This is a genomic window from Cupriavidus alkaliphilus, from assembly GCF_014191175.1.
Classification (GTDB): domain Bacteria; phylum Pseudomonadota; class Gammaproteobacteria; order Burkholderiales; family Burkholderiaceae; genus Cupriavidus; species Cupriavidus alkaliphilus.
In genome coordinates, this window is sequence record NZ_JACHWE010000006.1 from 35,900 (window position 1) to 54,262 (window position 18,363).

The 18,363-nt window shown below is 68.9% G+C and carries 18 protein-coding genes; 12 read left to right on the forward strand and 6 right to left on the reverse strand.

The window, feature by feature from the left end:
* Positions 1-219: 219 nt before the first annotated feature.
* A complete protein-coding gene (locus FHX60_RS20295; protein WP_183284410.1) occupies positions 220-1,896 on the forward strand; it encodes a phospholipase D family protein in 1,677 nt (558 codons plus the stop codon).
* An 89-nt stretch (positions 1,897-1,985) separates the two neighbouring features.
* Positions 1,986-3,071, forward strand: coding sequence for a Zn-dependent alcohol dehydrogenase (locus FHX60_RS20300; protein ID WP_183284411.1), 1,086 nt, complete (start codon positions 1,986-1,988; stop codon positions 3,069-3,071).
* A 52-nt stretch (positions 3,072-3,123) separates the two neighbouring features.
* Here the strand turns inward: FHX60_RS20300 and FHX60_RS20305 are convergent, their stop codons facing one another.
* Genes FHX60_RS20305 through FHX60_RS20315 form a run of 3 tightly spaced genes read right to left on the reverse strand, consistent with a single transcriptional unit; the run spans position 3,124 to position 5,546 of the window.
* Complete coding sequence (locus FHX60_RS20305) at positions 3,124-3,630, reverse strand: DUF6630 family protein (protein WP_112775743.1); 507 nt, start codon at positions 3,628-3,630, stop codon at positions 3,124-3,126.
* A 26-nt stretch (positions 3,631-3,656) separates the two neighbouring features.
* On the reverse strand, positions 3,657-4,346 hold the full coding sequence (locus tag FHX60_RS20310; protein ID WP_112775744.1) for an ArsR/SmtB family transcription factor: 690 nt from the start codon (positions 4,344-4,346) through the stop codon (positions 3,657-3,659).
* Positions 4,347-4,388: 42 nt separating this feature from the next.
* Entirely contained in the window at positions 4,389-5,546 is a 1,158-nt protein-coding gene (locus tag FHX60_RS20315) for a glycosyltransferase family 9 protein (protein ID WP_183284412.1), read from the reverse strand.
* 379 nt (positions 5,547-5,925) lie between these two features.
* On the opposite strand from FHX60_RS20315, the gene FHX60_RS20320 reads away from it, so the two are divergent.
* The 4 genes from FHX60_RS20320 to FHX60_RS20335 all read left to right on the forward strand — a co-directional run bounded on the left by FHX60_RS20320 (position 5,926) and on the right by FHX60_RS20335 (position 9,198).
* Positions 5,926-6,600, forward strand: coding sequence for an alpha/beta hydrolase (locus FHX60_RS20320; RefSeq protein WP_183284413.1), 675 nt, complete (start codon positions 5,926-5,928; stop codon positions 6,598-6,600).
* A 52-nt stretch (positions 6,601-6,652) separates the two neighbouring features.
* Complete coding sequence (locus FHX60_RS20325; protein WP_183284414.1) at positions 6,653-8,275, forward strand: ATP-binding protein; 1,623 nt, start codon at positions 6,653-6,655, stop codon at positions 8,273-8,275.
* A 73-nt stretch (positions 8,276-8,348) separates the two neighbouring features.
* Positions 8,349-8,942, forward strand: coding sequence for a sigma-70 family RNA polymerase sigma factor (locus tag FHX60_RS20330; protein ID WP_183284415.1), 594 nt, complete (start codon positions 8,349-8,351; stop codon positions 8,940-8,942).
* A gap of 40 nt (positions 8,943-8,982) precedes the next feature.
* Entirely contained in the window at positions 8,983-9,198 is a 216-nt protein-coding gene (locus FHX60_RS20335; RefSeq protein ID WP_112775749.1) for a zf-HC2 domain-containing protein, read from the forward strand.
* Between the two features lie 64 nt (positions 9,199-9,262).
* On the opposite strand, the gene FHX60_RS20340 is transcribed toward FHX60_RS20335, so the two are convergent.
* On the reverse strand, positions 9,263-9,607 hold the full coding sequence (locus FHX60_RS20340; protein ID WP_183284416.1) for a hypothetical protein: 345 nt from the start codon (positions 9,605-9,607) through the stop codon (positions 9,263-9,265).
* Between the two features lie 118 nt (positions 9,608-9,725).
* On the reverse strand, positions 9,726-9,887 hold the full coding sequence (locus FHX60_RS20345; RefSeq protein ID WP_183284417.1) for a hypothetical protein: 162 nt from the start codon (positions 9,885-9,887) through the stop codon (positions 9,726-9,728).
* Between FHX60_RS20345 and czcI the strand changes: the two genes are divergently transcribed.
* The 4 genes from czcI to FHX60_RS20365 all read left to right on the forward strand — a co-directional run bounded on the left by czcI (position 9,886) and on the right by FHX60_RS20365 (position 16,124).
* The gene (gene czcI, locus FHX60_RS20350) at positions 9,886-10,260 is read left to right on the forward strand and encodes a cation efflux protein, CzcI family (protein ID WP_112775751.1); all 375 of its coding nucleotides are present in this window, start codon (positions 9,886-9,888) and stop codon (positions 10,258-10,260) included. The genes FHX60_RS20345 and czcI overlap by 2 nt on opposite strands.
* A 115-nt stretch (positions 10,261-10,375) precedes the next feature.
* Positions 10,376-11,659: a TolC family protein gene (locus FHX60_RS20355; protein WP_112775752.1), complete on the forward strand. Its 1,284-nt coding sequence runs from the start codon at positions 10,376-10,378 to the stop codon at positions 11,657-11,659.
* A 15-nt stretch (positions 11,660-11,674) separates the two neighbouring features.
* The gene (locus tag FHX60_RS20360) at positions 11,675-12,946 is read left to right on the forward strand and encodes an efflux RND transporter periplasmic adaptor subunit (RefSeq protein ID WP_112775753.1); all 1,272 of its coding nucleotides are present in this window, start codon (positions 11,675-11,677) and stop codon (positions 12,944-12,946) included.
* A gap of 13 nt (positions 12,947-12,959) precedes the next feature.
* Entirely contained in the window at positions 12,960-16,124 is a 3,165-nt protein-coding gene (locus FHX60_RS20365) for a CusA/CzcA family heavy metal efflux RND transporter (RefSeq protein ID WP_183284418.1), read from the forward strand.
* A 29-nt stretch (positions 16,125-16,153) separates the two neighbouring features.
* Here the strand turns inward: FHX60_RS20365 and FHX60_RS20370 are convergent, their stop codons facing one another.
* On the reverse strand, positions 16,154-16,585 hold the full coding sequence (locus FHX60_RS20370) for a hypothetical protein (protein ID WP_183284419.1): 432 nt from the start codon (positions 16,583-16,585) through the stop codon (positions 16,154-16,156).
* 241 nt (positions 16,586-16,826) lie between these two features.
* On the opposite strand from FHX60_RS20370, the gene FHX60_RS20375 reads away from it, so the two are divergent.
* Together FHX60_RS20375 and FHX60_RS20380 are read left to right on the forward strand one after the other, a co-directional pair.
* A complete protein-coding gene (locus FHX60_RS20375) occupies positions 16,827-17,990 on the forward strand; it encodes a cytochrome P450 family protein (protein ID WP_183284420.1) in 1,164 nt (387 codons plus the stop codon).
* 16 nt (positions 17,991-18,006) lie between these two features.
* Positions 18,007-18,363, forward strand: coding sequence for an antibiotic biosynthesis monooxygenase family protein (locus FHX60_RS20380; RefSeq protein WP_092314573.1), 357 nt, complete (start codon positions 18,007-18,009; stop codon positions 18,361-18,363).

Sequence of the window (18,363 nt, forward strand, 5' to 3'; positions counted from 1 at the left end):
CGGTGCCGGTGCGAAGTGCCGCACTCGCCGCCAGACCCTGGCGCGCCGGCCGGGGCCTTTTGCGGTGTAGGACAAACTCCCGGCGCGGACAGGAATGGCACCGCTGCCGATGCCGGCGCGCGCGGTATATCTTGCGAAGTAGCAGGCGCTGCACGCCGGCCGGTGTGAGGAACCGGCCCATCCCCGTTCCTTCATTTACTGGTGCAGGGAGACTGACGGATGTTCCAGACGCACAGCGATGTTCCGTTCGACGCCCGCAGGCCAATGACCACGGGGTGTGCCGGCGCAGGCTGGTGCCGGCGCGCCGTCCGGCTGGCCGCCATCGCGCTGGCCGGCCTGGTCGGCACCGCGCTGCTGGGCGGCTGCGCCAGCCTGCCGGCGCAGGCGGAGCGCACGCCATCGACCGCGCCGGCCAATACCAGCGACACGCCGCTGGGCAAGGTGCTGGCGCCGCGCCTGGCCAAGCGCCCGGGCGAGTCGCTGTTCTACCCGCTGCAGTCCGGGCCCGACGCGCTGGCAGCGCGGCTGGCGATGGCGCGCGCGGCGCAGCGCAGCCTGGACCTGCAGACCTATATCTTCGAGCCCACCGGCACCGGCGCGGCCGTGCTGGGCGACATCCTGGACGCGGCCGACCGTGGCGTGCGCGTGCGCATGCTGCTCGACGACCTGCATACCGGCGGCCTCGACAAGGTCCTGTCGGCGATCGATTCGCATCCCAATATCGAAGTGCGCCTGTTCAACCCGTTCGCCAACCGCAGCGTGCGTTGGCTGGAACTGCTCGTGGGCTTTAAGCGCCTGGACCGGCGCATGCACAACAAGTCGATGACGGTGGACAACCAGATCACGCTGCTGGGCGGGCGCAATGTCGGCGACGCGTATTTTTCGGCGCGCACCGACATGGACTTCAGCGACCTCGACGTGCTGGTGGCCGGGCCGGCGGTGCCGCAGGTGTCCGCGGTGTTCGACGAATACTGGAACGACGCGTCTTCCTATCCCGTGGTGGCGCTGATCCCCGCCGGCAAGGAGGCGCCGGTGGAAATGCGCAGCCTGCGCAAGCGGCTGGAGGCGCGCGGCGACCAGGCCGTGGCCAGCCCCTACGTGCAAGAGTTGCTGGACTCGGGCCTGGCCCGGGGCATTGAAAGCGGCCACATGCCCGGCTACTACGGCAAGGCCGTGGTGGTCTCCGATAAGGCGGCCAAGATCACCCACCAGACCCATGACGACCCGGGCCACGCCACCGCCCGGCTGGAGAAGATGATCAGCAGCGCGCAGAAAGAGGTGCTGCTGATCTCGCCCTACTTCGTGCCCGACGACGACGGCGAAGCCTGGCTGATCGCGCTGGCGCGGCGCGGCATCCGCGTGCGCATCCTGACCAACTCATTCGCAGCCACCGACGTCAGCCCGGTGCACGCGGGCTACGCGCCGCACCGCCAGGCGCTGGTGGCAGCCGGCGTGGAGCTGTACGAGCTCAAGCCGAGCGCCTATGCCGAGCTGGCCAACCGCGGCAAGGCCGCGCGCGGCTCGCGCTCGCGCGCCTGGCTGTCGTCCAGCCGCGCCAGCCTGCACGCCAAGAACTACATCGTCGACCGGCGCCTGGTCTTTATCGGCTCGCTCAACATGGACCCGCGCTCGGCCAAGCTGAATACCGAGATGGGCGTGGTGCTCGACAGCCCGACGCTGGCCGAGCGCATGACCCGGTCCACCGAGGACGGCCTGCTCGACATGGCCTACCGCGTCGGGCTGCAGACCGATGGCGACGGCAGCAATCCGCGCCTGACCTGGACCACGCGCGAGAAAGGCCAGCTGGTGGTCTACGACCGCGAGCCTGGCATGGGCCCGCTGCAGCATCTGGGGATCGGCGTGCTGCGCGTGCTCCCGATCAAGCAAGAGCTTTAAAGCGGGGCCGGCGGGCAGCCCGCGGCTTTCCTGAACCTCTGTTTGGGGGTATTTTTCCCGGCACCCTAGCTCCCCTCCGGAGGAAACCCATGAAAGCTGCAGTGCTGCATCAACCCAGGACGCCGCTGGTGATCGAAGAGGTGGCCATCGGCAAGCCCGGACCGCGCGAAGTGCTGGTGCGCACCGCCGCCGTCGGCGTGTGCCATTCAGACCTGCACTTCGTGGATGGCGCCTACCCGCATCCCGTCCCCACCATTCCGGGCCACGAAGCGGCGGGCGTGGTCGAGCAGGTCGGCGCGGAAGTCCGCACGGTCAAGCCGGGAGACCACGTCATCACCTGCCTGTCGGCCTACTGCGGCCATTGCGAGCATTGCCTGACCGGCCACCTGTCGCTGTGCACCGAGCCCGATACCCGCCGCCGCGAAGACGAGGAGCCGCGGTTGCGGGCAACCCATGGCAACGCCATGCACCAGTTCCTGAACCTGTCGGCCTTCGCCGAGCAGATGCTGATCCACGAGCACGCGCTGGTGGCGATCCGGCGCGACATGCCGCTGGACCGCGCCGCGCTGATCGGCTGCGCGGTCACCACCGGCATGGGCGCCGTGATCCATACCGCCAGGGTGCAACCGGGCGAGACCGTCGCCGTGATCGGCTGCGGCGGCATCGGGCTTGCCACGGTCAACAGCGCCGCCATTGCCGGCGCGGGCCGCATCGTCGCCATCGACCGCGTGCCCGGCAAGCTGGAACTGGCCCGCAAGTTCGGCGCAACCGACGTGATCGACGCCAGCGAGGGCAATGTGCTGGACGCGGTGCGCACGCTTACCGGCGGTGGCGTGCACCATGCCTTCGAGGCCATCGGCCTGAAGGAGACCACCGAGCAGGCCTTTGCCATGCTGCGCCGCGGCGGCACCGCCACGGTCATCGGCATGATCGCGCCGGGCGTCAAGATCGAGCTGAAGGGCAGCGATTTCCTGGGCGAGAAGCGCATCCAGGGCTCGCTGATGGGCTCCAACCGCTTCCCGGTGGACATGCCGCGCATGGTGGACTTTTACATGGCCGGCCGCCTGCACCTGGACGAGCTGATCGCGCAGCGGCTGCCGCTGGACCGCATCAACGACGCTTTCGACGAACTGCGCCGCGGCGAACTGGCGCGCTCGGTGATCTTGTTCGACTAGGCGCGCAGCCGGGCCGAGCCGGTGCGGGGCCGGTAACCCCGCCGGCCGGCGATCAATAAGGCTGGTCCGCGGGCCGCACCTCGAAGCGCAGGATCTCGGCCAGGTCCAGCATCTCTTCGTCATCCTCGCTGCGCGTGATCCAGCCGGCGTAGGCGTCGCCGCCGGTATCCCAGTTCCATAGCGTATAGCCGGCCACGCGCAGCTGGTTGTGCGCCAGCTCCATCAGTTCCGGCACGCTGGTGCTCTCGAGGAAATCCTCGTCCTCGGGATCGTCGGTGCCCCAGTCGAGCTCCAGGTCCATGCGCTCGCACAACTGGGTCAGGCAGCCGATAAAGGATTGCGCGTCCTTCCAGTCGACAAAGAACCCGGACTGCCAGTCGATGACCTCGCGGATCACCCACAGCAGTTCCGGCCCGTCGGTGTCGTCGTCCTCGGCCTCGAGCAGCGCATCCTCGAACATCGCGAGTTGCGCCGAGGTCTGGGCGCTGTCGTCAAGATTGATCAGGGCGAAGAAACGCGCGATCGCGTCCTGCGTGTCGTCGTCCAGCGGTGTGGCCATCTTCTTTCTCCAGTTGCCGCGGCACGCTAGGCCGCGATGCGGATGATCTCGCGTTGGCCCGCCGGTGTCACGCGCAGCGCGCGCGAGGTGCGCGTCGGCTCGACCCAGCCGCGCGCCAGCAGGCCGCCCAGCAGCGCCGCGCCCAGCGCGCCGCCCAGGTGCGGCTTGCGCTCGCTCCAGTCCGGACAGGTGCAGGCAAACTGCCGCCGCTTGCGGCGCGCCGCGTCCACATCCACGCCCAGCCGCGCCAGCGCCTGCGCGCCGTCGCCGCTGAGCTCCACGCGCTGGCCGTCCTGCATCAGCCAGCGCGACTGCGTCATGCGTTCGAACAGGCCCACGGCCAGTTCCCCCGCCAGGTGGTCATAGCAGGTGCGCGCCTGGCGCAGCGCCGGCGGTGCCGTGCGCGACACCGGCACCGCGCGCAGCCGCGGCGGCTGGCTCGCCAGCGACGCCGACGCCAGCGCCTCGATCGCCACGCCGATCTCCGGTGCCGCCAGCCGGTAATAACGGTTGCGCCCGCGCGTCTCCGCCACCAGCAGGCCGCCTTCGGACAAGCGCGCCAGGTGCCCGCTGGTGGAAGACGCCGACAGGCCGGCGATCAGCGCCAGCTCGCCAGCCGGGCGGGCGCTGCCATCCATCAGCGCCCACAGCATGGCGGCGCGGCCAGGATCGGCGAGCAGGCTGGCGAGGTGGCTGATGCCGGGGGTGTAATCCATGGTTTGGCTCCGCGTGAAAGGTGCAAGGCGGAGTATAGGAAATCAGGCGGGGCTCAGTCCGGCAGGCACGCGGACAGTTCGACCTGCGTCCGGCAACCGCGGCCGATCCTGTACCTCGGCGCCCCGGATCGCGTGGACGACCGCTTGCCGTACGTCTTCCACCGCAATAAGGCTCATCGGGCTTGGCTGCAGCGCCGTCGTCATCGCTGCGGCATCTGCCGGCAACCGGATCACCTTGTGCAACGCCGGGTCCTGGTAGGGACCGGTCTTCGTCGGACAGGCGGTGGCAAACAGGCTGACCGTTCTGACTTTGAGCGCGATCGCCAGATGCAGCGGACCGGTGTCGCCGCTGACAAGGACCGCCATGCCTTGAATGGCGCCGAGCAGTTCTGACAAGCTGGTTCGACCGACGTAGTTGATAACGCGTTGTCTTTCCGGCTCCGTCAGGGCAGCCAGCAAGTGGTTTGCCAACAAGCTTTCCTTATCGGAGCCGATTAGCGCAATCTGGGTTTCATGGCTTTCAGCCAGCAGACTCCTGGCAAGCTGGACAAAATGCCCGACCGGCCAGCAGCGGACCGGCTGCGACGCGCCCAGCTGGAATCCGATGATGGTTTTCCGCGGTGAACTGGCGCTGGCAGGATGAACAGGCACGAACATCTCGGCGTTGGTCGTGTTGCAGCCTAGCTGCCCCACCAGGTTCAGCTTGCTCTGGATCAGGTGACCCGCATCGCATGTCCGTGTCGCCCCGGCCAGCCACCGCTCCAGACCCGGCTGCTCGTCGTCATAGATATTCTTGAAGACATAAGTGCAGCCGGCCAGGGTCGCAGCGACGACATCATAGGGCGCTTTCGAATGCAGGATCATCGCCAGTTCCGGTCGGCGCCGGCGGAGGCTGCGGATGGTCGCGACAAGACTCTTGGCCTTGTGATCCCAATAAATCACGTCGTCGACGAAGTGGCAGCCACTCACCAGGTCCCGGTTCCTGGGATTCGCGACCAGCGTGATGCGGGCGTTGGGATACTTCTCTCGCAGGGCACGGATGGCAGGCGTGTTGAACATGAAATCGCCCAGGGCCGTGGTCGAAAATACGACGATACGGCTGAATGACTGGCTTGGGCCAGAGGCACGGGGTCTCGGGCAAAGCGCCCGGTAGAGGCCAATGCAGAGATTTGCCAGCCATACCTTCCACTGCTTCGACATATTTGCTGCTCACTACCGATAATACGGGCCGCTTGAATCGAAGTTACGCGGCACGCCGTGAATTAGATGGCTGTCTGGGGTTTGCCAGGCGGGAAGCTCGCAAAAATCGGAATAACACTCCGACAAGCCTGTCGCCTGCTTGCGGGCGATGCGGACTATCTTCGCTATTCGGTGCCCGGTTGGCCTTCAGAAAAGTCTAAAAGTTTACCGAAAATATCGGCAAATCCCGACCCGGCCTTTCGGGGGTTCATTTCGCTGCGTTGCAGCCGTCCACACCCGTGGCAGTCCAGGCTGACATGGCCCTCCCGCAGCGTCACTCGGAGTGGCGCAAACGTCTTTCCGTATGTAATATACAAAATATCAATGCAATGGAGCCGTCATGATCGACCCGTCGCTGCTCGGCCGGCTGTCTTTTACGACAGGCCCTCCCACCGGTGCACCGCTGCCGCCGGGGCACCATGCCATTGAAATGCGGGAAGGTCGCGATGCCGTGCTGTTCGTCCCGCACGGCCTGGCAGCCCATGAGCCGGCGCCGCTGATGGTCATGTTCCACGGCGCCGGCGGCTTCCCCGAAAAAGTCCTGCCGCATCTCGAAGCGCACGCGCAGCGGCACAAATTCCTGGTGCTGGCCCCGCATTCGCTCTATCCCACCTGGGACATCGTCATCGGCGGCAATGGTCCGGACCTGCAGCGGCTGCACCAGGCGCTGACCGCGGTGACCAGCCGCCACCGGATCGATCCGCGGCGGCTGGCCTTTGCCGGATTCTCGGATGGCGCCAGCTATGCGCTGTCGCTGGGTATTACCAATGGCGATATCGCCAGCCATGTGATCGCGTTCTCCGGCGGCTTCATGTCGGTGTTCATGCAGACCGGCATTCCCAAGGTATTTGTCGCGCATGGACTGGCCGATGAGCAATTGCCGATTGCCAGCGGCCGCGCGCATGCGGCCAGGCTGCGCGCCGCGGGCTATGACGTGGAATACGTCGAGTTCGACGGGCCGCATGTCATCCATGCGCACGTGGTCGAGCGCGCGATCGATTTCTTCCTGCAGTGAAACCCTGGCCGCTGGCCGGGCGCGGCCACGCCATTGAACGGGAGTGCGGTACATGGATTTCGAGATTCCGGAGGCGCTGATCCATCCCCTGCTGGCGATGATCGAAACCGGTTCGCCGCTGGCCCGGCAGCTGCAGCAGCATGGCGTGTGCCACGGCAATATGCTGGTGTCGAGCAAGCTGTTCGACGCGCATGCGCTCAGTTCGCTCTATACGCTCAGCAAGACGCAGAACGAGCGCGCGCTGATGTTCCAGATGCTGGCGCTGGACAACATCTACAACGCGCCGCAGGCACGCGTGATTCCGGGACTGGACCAGCTGGTGGCGGGGCTGGCCGCCTACCTGTCGCGCGATGCCATCGATGGCTGGCTGTACCAGCGCAACCGCGACGGCGTGCTGCTGCCCTGGCTGGTACGCCGCATGCGCCACGTATTGCCCGAGCAGGGCATGCCGTACGTGGTGGTGGACCTGCTCGCCAACACGATGCAGTCGGCCAACTCCGCGCTGACCGACCACCACCTGCGCCGCTCCGGCATGACCACGTCGATGGTGATCACGCGCGACGATATTGCCAACCGCACCATCCCTGAGTTGCTGGCCGAGTTCGGCTTCTACAAGGAGTGCGCGGAATTCCGCCAGGAATACGAGCAGCACGCGCAGCGCTTCGCGCGCTGCCAGCGCGGCTTCGGCGCGCAGTTCGTGGCGACGCGCGCGGCGTTCTCGGTCGATGCCAAGGGCGCGGCGGAGCTGATCCCGATTGCCGATGTCGCAGGCGCGCGCTGCGTGAACGACGAAGAGCGTCTGGAGCGCCGTTTCGAGATGACCTGCGACCCGTCGTTCTGGCGCGAGGCGGGCATCATGGACGGCTTCGAGCGGGTGCCGCTGCATGGCTACGTGCACCTGTTCCACCTGGAATGGCACCGCAATATCTGGGTCCACGTGCAGCACCTGGCCGAGTATCGCTACCAGCCCGCGCTGCGCGACAAGCTGGTGCTGCCCGCGCACCACCGCGACCTGATCGACATCCTGACCTCGCACATGGACATGCTGGCGCCGGACTTCGTACCGGGCAAGTCGGGCGGCACCACCATCCTGTGCCAGGGCGCGCCAGGCCTGGGCAAGACGCTGACCGCCGAGATCTATGCCGAGGTGGTCGGCAAGCCGCTGTACCGCGTGCACTCGGGGCAGCTGGGCACCACCGCGGCGTCGGTGGGGGCGACGCTGATGACCATCCTGCGCCGCGCCATGCGCTGGAATGCGATCCTGCTGCTGGACGAGGCCGACGTCTATATCCGCCGCCGCGACAACGACCTCGAGCACAACGCCATCGTCGCCGAGTTCCTGCGCACGCTGGAGTACTTCAGCGGCCTGCTGTTCATGACCACCAACCGCATCGGCGACGTCGACGATGCCATTTTGTCGCGCTGCATCGCCACCATCCACTACACCACGCCGTGCCGCGAGGATGCCGTGCGGCTGTGGCAGCTGCAGGCTGCGCAGTTCGGCGCCGGACTGGACGATGCGCTGATCGATGCGCTGATTAACGCCTACCCCACCGCGAGCGGGCGCGACATCAAGGAGCTGCTGAAGCTGGCGACGCGCTACGGCAAGGCCAAGGGGATCCCGCTGTCGATGGACGTGTTCCGCCTGTGCGGGCAGTTCCGCGGGATCGGCTGACCACCGCGGCATACCGGCGAAGGGTAGGCGGGTATGATGGCGCATCCGTCCAGGCAACCGCCCCTGATCCCCGATGAGCCTCGACCCCGCCGAACTGCAGGCGCTACGCCCCTACCTGTTGCGCTTCGCGCGCCTGCAGCTGCGCGACGAGGCGGTGGCCGAGGATGCCGTCTCGGAAACCCTGCTGGCGGCGCTCGAGCATCCGGAGCGCTTTGCCGGCGAGTCCGCGCTGCGCACCTATCTGGTCGGCATCCTGAAGCACAAGATCATCGACGCGCTGCGCAGCGGCAGGCGCGAGGTCAGGCTGGCGCTGGCCACCGACGGCGATGGCCAGCCGCAGTCCGAAGATGACGCCTTCGACGCCCTGTTCACGCGCAACGGCCACTACCAGGATCCGCCCTCCGACTGGGGCGACCCGGAGCGCGCGTTCGAGCGCCGCGAGTTCTTCGAGATCCTGCAGCTATGTGTAGACCGCCTGCCGGCGCGCACCGGCCGCATCTTCATGATGCGCGAATGGCTGGAGCTGGACACCGAGGAAATCTGTCAGCATTTGCAGATCAGCGCGACCAATGCCTGGGCGATGCTGTACCGGGCCCGCATGCGCCTGCGCGAATGCCTGGAGCTGCACTGGTTCGGCCAGCGCGGCCGTCCCGGCAAGGCGGGCTGAGCCCGCCGACGCCCACGCCAGCGAACCGTTACGGACAAAGATGCCGGAAACCCCACCCTCCCGCCCGCCGCGCCGGCTGCTACCGGATTGCGAAGAGGTCCACCACCTGACCATGAAGAGCCTGGACCTGCCGCTGTCCTGGGCGGAGCGGCTGCGCGTGCGCTCGCACCTGGCGATCTGCGATGCCTGCACCCGCTTCAGCGCGCAGATGCGCACGCTGCGCGAAGCCATGCACCGGCTGGGGCGCGACGAATGACAAAAGGCCAGCGCTTGCGCTGGCCTGCTTGCTGGTTTTCACGCTGGCGTGAGGCGTTGGCCGCTCAGGCGCGGGCGCCTTCGCCGTAGGGATCGAACTTCCCGGCGCGGCTGCCTTCGGTAAAGGCGTCGAAGCTGCGGCCCGGGGTGGCCGACACGCCGCTGCGGTCCAGGCCGGCCACGGTGCGGGCACCGTCGGTGAAGGGGTCGGCCTTGCCGGCGCGGGCGCCGTCGGTGAAGGCGTCGTGGCTGCGGAATTCATAACCATACTTGTCGCCCGCCACGGTGCTGCGGAAGCTGTAGCCGTACTTGTCGCCGGGCAGCGCGTCGGCGGCCGTGGCGGCTTGCGCGGCGCCCAGCGCGGCCAGGGACAGGAACAGGGCGGAAACGATGCGAGCGGTCTTGGTCATGGTGGTTTCTCCGTTAGCTTGTTGAATTTGTCAGAAGGCGTTGCGTTGTGTGCGTGCCGTTCATGTACGGAACTATAGGAGTCCATGAGCAGGGAAAGCGGGCGCTTTGCCGGATGAGTTATTCAAAAATATTGAATTCTTGCGCGCAGCCCTGCGTGCCGAGGCCATGACGCAAATGTAATGACCCCGTTGCCCGAATGCCGGCCGCGCCTCGGTTAAACTTGCGGCTCGCTGTCGGCGCCCCGGTTGTCATGCCTGCAGCGCCGCTCTCACGATTCATGCAACGGCTCCTCCTCATCCTCCTTGCGCTCGTCCTGCCGCTCCAGTTCGCCTGGGCGGGAGCCGCCGCGTATTGCGGGCACGAGGTCGCGGCGTCGGCCAAGGCCCATTTCGGCCACCACGAGCACCGGCACCAGGCCGGCAGCGGCAAGCCGGAGCAGCAAGCCGATCCTGCGCAGGACCAGGCCAAGCTGAACCTGGCGGACCCCGACTGCGGCGTCTGCCATATCGCCTCGCTGCCCTTCGCGCCGGCCGATGCGCAGGACGTGCCTGCGCTGCGCCGGGTGGAGCTGGCGCCGCCGGTGCCGCAACCCAGCTTCTCCTCGCACAGCGCGCGGGCGCCCGACCGCCCGCAGTGGCCGCGTCTCGCTTAGCCGGCGAGACGAGCTTCCCCGCTATCCCGATCCCTTGCGATCGCCTCCTGGCGTCATGAGCGCATGACGCCGGGCGTCTCGCCGAATTTCCCCGGTTTTCTTCTGGTGCAATTCGATGCGAAGACTTTTGCTGCCGCTCGGGCTGGCGGCCGTGCTATCCAGCCCTTTCCCCGGCGTCGCGCAGACGCCGCCCGCCACCGTGGCGCTGCCACCGGCTGCCGCGCCGGCCGGCGCACCACAGCCGGCCGGGACACCGACCCAGACCCTGACCCTCGATGCCGCGCTGGCGCTCGCGGAAGCCGGCAGCTTCACGCTGTCCGCCGCCGGCAAGGAGCTTGACGCCACCGCAGGCGACCTGATCCAGTCGCGCGTGCTGCCCAATCCGGAGCTGGCGGTGTCGATGGAAGACACGCGCAAGGCCTCGCGCTCGACCACCGGCCAGGTCAACCTGCCGATCGAGCTGGGCGGCAAGCGCGCTGCGCGCATCGGCCTGGCCGAGCGCGGGCGCGAGCTGGCGCAGGCCGAGCTGGGCAGCACCCGCGCCGAGCTGCGCGCCGCGGTGATCGCGCGCTTCTTCGGCGTACTGGTGGCACAGGAGCGCGTCCGGCTGGCCGAGGGCTCGGTCGGCATCGCCAGCCAGGCCGCCGATGCCGCGGGCCGGCGCGTGGCCGCCGGCAAGGTCGCACCGCTGGAAGCCACGCGCGCCAGGGTGGAGCAGGCCAACGCCGAGCTGGAGCTGGCCGAGGCCACCGGCGCGCTGCAGTCCGCGCGGCAGTCGCTGGCGGCGCTGTGGGGCGACAGCGTGCCACGCTTTGCGCAGGCGCAGGGCGATCTCGATGCGTTGCCGTCGCGGCCCGCGCCGGCCGCGTTGCAGGCGGCGCTGGAAGACTCGCCGCTGCTGGCGGCCAGCCGCCTGGCGGCGGAGCGCAGCCGTGCCGAAGTGGCGGTGCAGCGCAGCCGCCAGTATCCCGACGTGACCGTCAGCCTGGGCGCCAAGCGCGACAACGAGGCCAACCGCAACATGGCGGTGCTGGGCGTGGCGATTCCGCTGCCGTTGTTCGACCGCAACCAGGGCAACCTGTACGCGGCGCTGCGCCGTGCCGACGGCGCGCAGGATGCGCATGCCGCCACGCGCGTGCGCTTGCAGGGCGAACTGCAGCAGGCGTCGACGCAGCTGTCGGTGTCGCGCGCCGCGGCGCAGACGCTGCAGGCCTCGGTGCTGCCCGCGGCCGAGCAGGCCTACGCCGCCGCGTCGCGCGGGTTCGAGGCCGGCAAGTTCAATTTCCTCGACGTGCTGGACGCCCAGCGCACGCTGTTCCAGGCGCGCATCCGCTACCTGGACGTGCTGGCCCGCACCTATGACGCGGCGGCCAGCATCGACCGCATCCTCGGACACTGATACGGAAGCTCCAACATGGCAATGAGCAAGCAACAACGGGCCGCCGTGGTGGCCATCCTGGTCGCGGGGCTGCTGGGCGGCGCAGCGATCCTGTTCACCGGCAAGGGTGGCAGCGCCACCGGCGAGGACGCGCACGGGCATGCCGAACATGGCGACGAGCACGGGCACGAGCACGGCAAGGGGGACAAGGCGGGGGCGCATGCCGACGCGAGCGCGCCGGCGGCGCAACCGCAAGCCGAAGGCAAGCCGCACGTGATTGCGCTGACGCCCGCGCAGATCGAACAGGCGGGCATCGGCATGGCCACCGCCGCTGCCGCGGCGCTGCGCAGCAGCGTCGATTTCCCCGGCGAGATCCGCTTCAACGACGACCGCACCGCGCACGTGGTGCCGCGCGTCGCGGGCGTGGCGCAGGCGGTGCCGGCCAACCTGGGCCAGGCGGTGCGCAAGGGCGAGGTGCTGGCGCTGATTGCCAGCACCACGGTGGCGGAGCAGCGCAGCGAACTGCTGGCCGCGCAGAAGCGCGAGGCACTGGCGCGGGCCACCTATGCGCGCGAGAAGACGCTGTGGCAGGAGAAGATCTCCGCCGAGCAGGACTACCAGCAGGCGCGCACCGCGCTGGAAGAGGCGCAGATCGCGGTGCAGAACGCGCGCCAGAAGCTCACCGCGATCGGCGCCGCCGAGGGCGGCGGGGCCGGTGGCGGCGCACTGAACCAGTTCGCGCTGCGCGCGCCGTTCGACGGCATCGTGGTCGAGAAGCACCTGTCGCTGGGCGAAGCGGTCAAGGAAGACGCCAGCGTCTTCACGGTCTCGGACCTGAGTTCGGTATGGGCCGAGTTCGTGGTGTCCGCGCGCGACCTGGACCGCGTGCGCGTGGGCGAGGCGGTCACGGTGCGCTCCAGCGCCTCCGCCACGCAGGCCGAAGGCAAGGTGTCCTACGTCGGCGCCTTGCTGGGCGAGCAGACCCGCACCGCCAAGGCGCGCGTGACGCTGGCCAACCCGGGTACGGCATGGCGCCCGGGGCTGTTCGTCACGGTCAGCGTGCTGGGGGCGCCGGTGCAGGTGCCGGTGACGATAGCGGCCGACGCGCTACAGCAGGTCGATGGCCAGAGCGTGGTGTTCGTCGCGGTGCCGGACGGGTTTGCGGTGCAGCCGGTCAAGACCGGGCGTACCGACGGCAAGCTGGTGGAGGTGACCCAGGGCCTGCAGGCCGGCGCGCGCTACGCCGCGGCCAACAGCTTTATCCTCAAGTCCGAGCTGGGCAAAGCCAGCGCCGGGCATGAGCACTGAGCGGGAGGCGCGCATGTTCGAACGCCTGATCCGCTTTGCCATTGCGCAACGCTGGCTGGTGCTGCTGGCGGTGCTGGGCATGGCCGCGCTGGGCCTGTACAGCTACACCCGGCTGCCGATCGACGCGGTGCCCGACATCACCAACGTGCAGGTGCAGATCAACACCGCCGCGCCGGGCTATTCGCCGCTGGAGACCGAGCAGCGCATCACGTACCCCGTCGAGACCGTGATGGCGGGGCTGCCGGGGCTGGAGCAGACCCGCTCGCTGTCGCGCTACGGGCTGTCGCAAGTGACGGTGATCTTCCGCGACGGCACCGACATCCACTTTGCGCGCCAGCTGGTCAACCAGCGCATCCAGGAAGCGCGCGACCAGTTGCCGCCAGGCATCACGCCCGCGATGGGACCGATCTCGACCGGGCTGGGCGAGATCTACCTGTGGACCGTCGAAGCCGACCCCGGCGCGCGCAAGCCCGATGGCACCGCTTACACGCTGTCCGACCTGCGCGAGATCCAGGACTGGGTGATACGGCCGCAGCTGCGCAACGTGCCGGGTGTGACCGAGGTCAACGCCATCGGCGGCCATGCACGCGCCTACGTGGTGGCGCCCGACCTGGAACGCATGGCCTCGTACGGGCTGGCGCTGGCCGATGTGGTGGGCGCGCTGGAGAAGAACAACGACAACGTCGGCGCGGGCTATATCGAGCGCCGCGGCGAGCAGTACCTGGTGCGCGTGCCGGGCCAGGTGCGCTCGCTCGATGAAATCGGCGACGTGATCGTCGGCAGTGCGCAGGGCCAGCCGATCCGCGTGCGCGACGTGGCCACGGTGCAGACCGGCGGCGAGCTGCGCACCGGCGCGGCCACCGAGAATGGCCGCGAGGTGGTGCTGGGCACGGTGTTCATGCTGATCGGCGAGAACAGCCGCGCGGTGTCGCAGGCGGTCGACCGCAAGATGGCCGAGATCAACCGCACGCTGCCGGCGGGGGTGAAGGCCGTCACCGTGTACGACCGCACCTCGCTGGTTGACAAGGCCATCGCCACGGTCAAGAAGAACCTGCTGGAGGGGGCGGTGCTGGTGATCGCCATCCTGTTCCTGTTCCTGGGCAACCTGCGCGCGGCGCTGATCACCGCGCTGGTGATCCCGCTGTCGATGCTGTTCACGTTCACGGGCATGGTGCACTACCGCATCAGCGCCAACCTGATGAGCCTGGGCGCGCTGGACTTCGGCATCATCGTCGACGGCGCGGTGGTGATCGTCGAGAACTGCGTGCGCCGGCTGGCGCATGCGCAGGCCAGCCAGGGACGCGCGCTGACGCGCGACGAGCGCCTGCAGGAAGTCTTTGCCGCCGCGCGCGAGGCGCGCCGGCCGCTGCTGTACGGCCAGCTGATCATCATGGTGGTGTACCTGCCGATCTTCGCGCTCACTGGCGTCGAGGGCAAGATGTTCCATCCGATGGCCTTTACCGTGGTGCTGGCGCTGCTGGGGGCGATGGTGCTGTCGGTGACCTTCGTGCCCGCGGCGGTGGCGCTGTTTATCGGCAACCGCGTGGCCGAGCGCGAGAACCGGCTGATGGCGTGGGCGCGCCGCCGCTACGCGGTGCTGCTGGAGCGCGTGCTGGCTTCGACGCCGGTGGTGCTGGCCGGTGCCGGCGTGGCCGTGGTGTTGTGCCTGGCGATTGCCACGCGCCTGGGCAGCGAATTCGTGCCCAGCCTCAACGAAGGCGACCTCGCGGTGCAGGCGCTGCGCATCCCCGGCACCAGCCTGACGCAATCGGTGGCGATGCAGCAGCAGGTGGAAACCGCGCTGAAGGCCAGGTTCCCGGAGATCGAGCGCATCTTTGCCCGCACCGGCACCGCGGAGATTGCCTCGGACCCGATGCCGCCGAATATCTCCGACGGCTACATCATGCTCAAGCCCGAGTCGCAATGGCCCGAGCCGCGCCGCACGCGCGACGCGCTGATCGCCGCGATCCGCGCGGAAGTGGGCAAGCTGCCGGGCAACAACTATGAGTTCTCGCAACCGATCCAGCTGCGCTTCAACGAGCTGATCTCGGGGGTGCGCTCGGACGTGGCGGTCAAGGTGTTCGGCGACGACAACGCCGTGCTGGAGCAGACCGCCAACCGCATTGCCGCGGTGCTGCAGGGCATTCCCGGCGCGGCCGAGGTCAAGGTCGAGCAGACCACCGGGCTGCCGATGCTGACGGTGCAGATCGACCGCAACCAGGCCGCGCGCTACGGCCTGAACCTGAGCGAGATCCAGGACGCGGTGTCGATCGGCATCGGCGGCAAGGTGTCCGGGACGTTCTTCAGCGGCGACCGGCGCTTCGATATCGTGGTGCGCCTGCCCGAGGCCGTGCGTGCCGACATCGACGCGCTGCGGCGCCTGCCGGTGGCGCTTCCCAAAGACGCCGGCGCACGCACCAGCTATATCCCGCTGAGCGAAGTCGCCAGCGTGGAGATGGCGCCGGGCCCCAACCAGGTCTCGCGCGAGAACGGCAAGCGCCGCATCGTGGTCAGCGCCAATGTGCGCGGGCGCGATATCGGCAGCTTCGTGCCCGAGGCCGAGGCCGCCATCCGCGCGCGCGTGGCGATCCCCGCCGGCTACTGGACCAGCTGGGGCGGCACCTTCGAGCAATTGCAGTCCGCCACCGCGCGGCTGCGCGTGGTGGTGCCGCTGGCGCTGGGGCTGGTGTTCGTGCTGCTGTTCGCCATGTTCGGCAACGTCAAGGATGGGCTGCTGGTCTTCACCGGCATTCCGTTCGCGCTGACCGGCGGCATCCTGGCGCTGTGGCTGCGCGGCATTCCTTTGTCGATCTCGGCGGCGGTGGGCTTTATCGCGCTGTGCGGCGTCGCGGTGCTCAACGGGCTGGTGATGCTCTCGTTTATCCGCTCGCTGCGCGAGGCCGGCCATGGCCTGGACCATGCCATCCGCGAGGGCGCGCTGACGCGCCTGCGCCCGGTGCTGATGACGGCGCTGGTGGCCTCGCTCGGCTTCGTGCCAATGGCGCTGGCCACCGGCACCGGTGCCGAGGTGCAGCGGCCGCTGGCGACGGTGGTGATCGGCGGCATCCTGTCGTCGACGGCGCTGACGCTGCTGGTGCTGCCGGTGCTGTACCGGCTGGCGCATCGCAACGACGCGCCGCTGGCGGCGGCGGTGCGCGGCGAAGGCCAGGTGGTGTGAATGGCGGCGGGACCAGCGCTGCCGGCGGCCTAGTGTGGCCCAGCCGGTGGCGCATCCGCTGGCCCACCCGGCGGCGCACCGGGCAGCGCGCCGGGTGTCAGCATGCTCCATCCCGAGACCCCGCTCGAGGTGGTCCGGCTCTGGCTCCTGAGGACACTGTTCTGGTCGAATTCGAACAGCACCGTCGAAGACCGGATCGCGCCGCCGGCAAACAGCGGTCCGATGAACGGAATGAAGCTTTCCGGATGGGGCTGGGACGTGGCAAACGAATAGACCAGGATGGTGGACCCGTCGCGCAGCGTCGCGTGCGACGATGGGGGGCCCAGCTGCGCGGTGACTTCGTCGAGGGTGGAGAAGCCGGGCAGGAAGTTCGACAGGTGCTCGGGCTTCACGTCGACGCCTGTCGACACGCATGCCGACAACAGGATGCCAGCCACAACCAATGCGTGAACCCGCTTCATGTCGCCACCGCCGTACTTGGTCCGGCGTGGTCTGACAACGTGGGGGAGGCCATGGTGCCAGCGTCGCCGCCCGTGGGCGCGGCACGCCGTGCCTGAAGCATACAACCATTTGCCGGCACGCATTCGACAGTTCACGCCGCCATGAATCTTTGACCGGCCGGCGCGCGGCATGATGCGCATGTGCGCCGGACATCGCGGCGCGCAGATCGCCGCTGCCGCGGCACCTACCGTTCGCGCCACCATGAACCAGACTCGCATTGCAGCGCTGGCAGAGACCGCCGGGATCGACCCGCTCAGCGCTGTCACCCATCCCGATCCGTACCCGTATTACCGGGAACTGGCCGCCAGCCGGCCGTTCTTCCGCGATGCCCGGCTGGGCTTGTGGGTTGCGGCCGGCCCGCGTGAAGTCGCGGCCGTGCTGGCACACGCCGACTGCCGCGTGCGGCCGCCCGCGCAGCCGGTGCCACCCGCGCTGGCCGGCACCGCTGCCGGTGACCTGTTCGGCCGGCTGGTCCGGATGAACGATGGCGCCGCGCATGCGCCGCTGAAGGCGCTGCTGATGCCGATGCTGGCGGCGGTGGATCCGGTCCAGGCCGCGCAGCAGGCCGCCGCGATGGCGCAGGTGCTGGATGCCGGCGACGGCGCGCGCACTGCCATGCCGGCCGCGTCGGTCAACCGCTGGCTCTTTGCCTTGCCGGTCGTCGCGTTGGCATCCGTGCTCGGCCTGCCGGTGGCGCGCGATCGCGACACCGTGGTCGAGGTCGCGCAACAGGTTGCCGCGTTTGCCGCCGCCCAGTCGCCGCTGGCGGACACGGACTCCGTGCGCGCCGGCGCCGAGGCTGCGCGGTGGCTGGGCACGTGGCTGGCCTCGTCGCTCGCCTGCGGCGTAGCGGCTGATGGCCCGCTGCCGGCGCTGCAACATGCGGCACTGGCCGCCGGCATCGAGGCGCAGGCGGTCGCCGCCAATATCATCGGCTTGCTGGTCCAGGCCTGCGAAGCGACAGCGGGGCTCGCGGGCAATACTCTGCTGTGGCTGGGCCGCGATCCATCCGCCGGCGGTATGCCGTTGCAAGGCGTGGTGGCGCGTGTCGCGCAGGACGACCCGCCGGTGCAGAATACGCGCCGATTTCTTGCCGCGGATGCCGAGCTTTGCGGCCATGCCGTCAAGGCCGGCGATACGGTGCTGGTGCTGCTGGCCGCGGCCTCCTGCAGCGGCCTTGCCGACGATGCGCGGGCGTGGACCTTCGGCCATGGCCGTCATGCCTGCCCCGGCGACCGGCTGGCGCAGGCGCTGGCCGCCGCCACGGTGGCGGCGCTGCGTGCGCGCGGCGCCGAGCCGGCTGCGCTGGCGCGCGCCTTCCGCTATCGTCCGTCGCTGAACGCGCGCATTGCGCATTTCCTTTGATCTCACGGAGACAACCATGATCGCCGTCATCTTCGAAGTCGAGCCCGCGCCGGGCCGGCAGGACACCTACCTCGACATCGCCGCGCACCTGCGTCCGCAACTCGAGGCCATCGATGGCTTTATCTCGGTGGAGCGATTCCAGAGCCTGACCAACCCCGGCAAGCTGCTGTCGCTGTCGTTCTTCCGCGACGAGGCCGCGGTGATCGCGTGGCGCAATACGCTGGCGCATCGCCAGGCGCAGGCGGCCGGGCGCGGCGGCGTGTTTGCCGGCTACCGGCTGCGCGTGGCGCAGGTGCTGCGCGACTACGGGCTCGATGCGCGCGATGAGGCGCCGGCGGACAGCCGCGCGGTGCACGACCGCGCCGCGGACTGA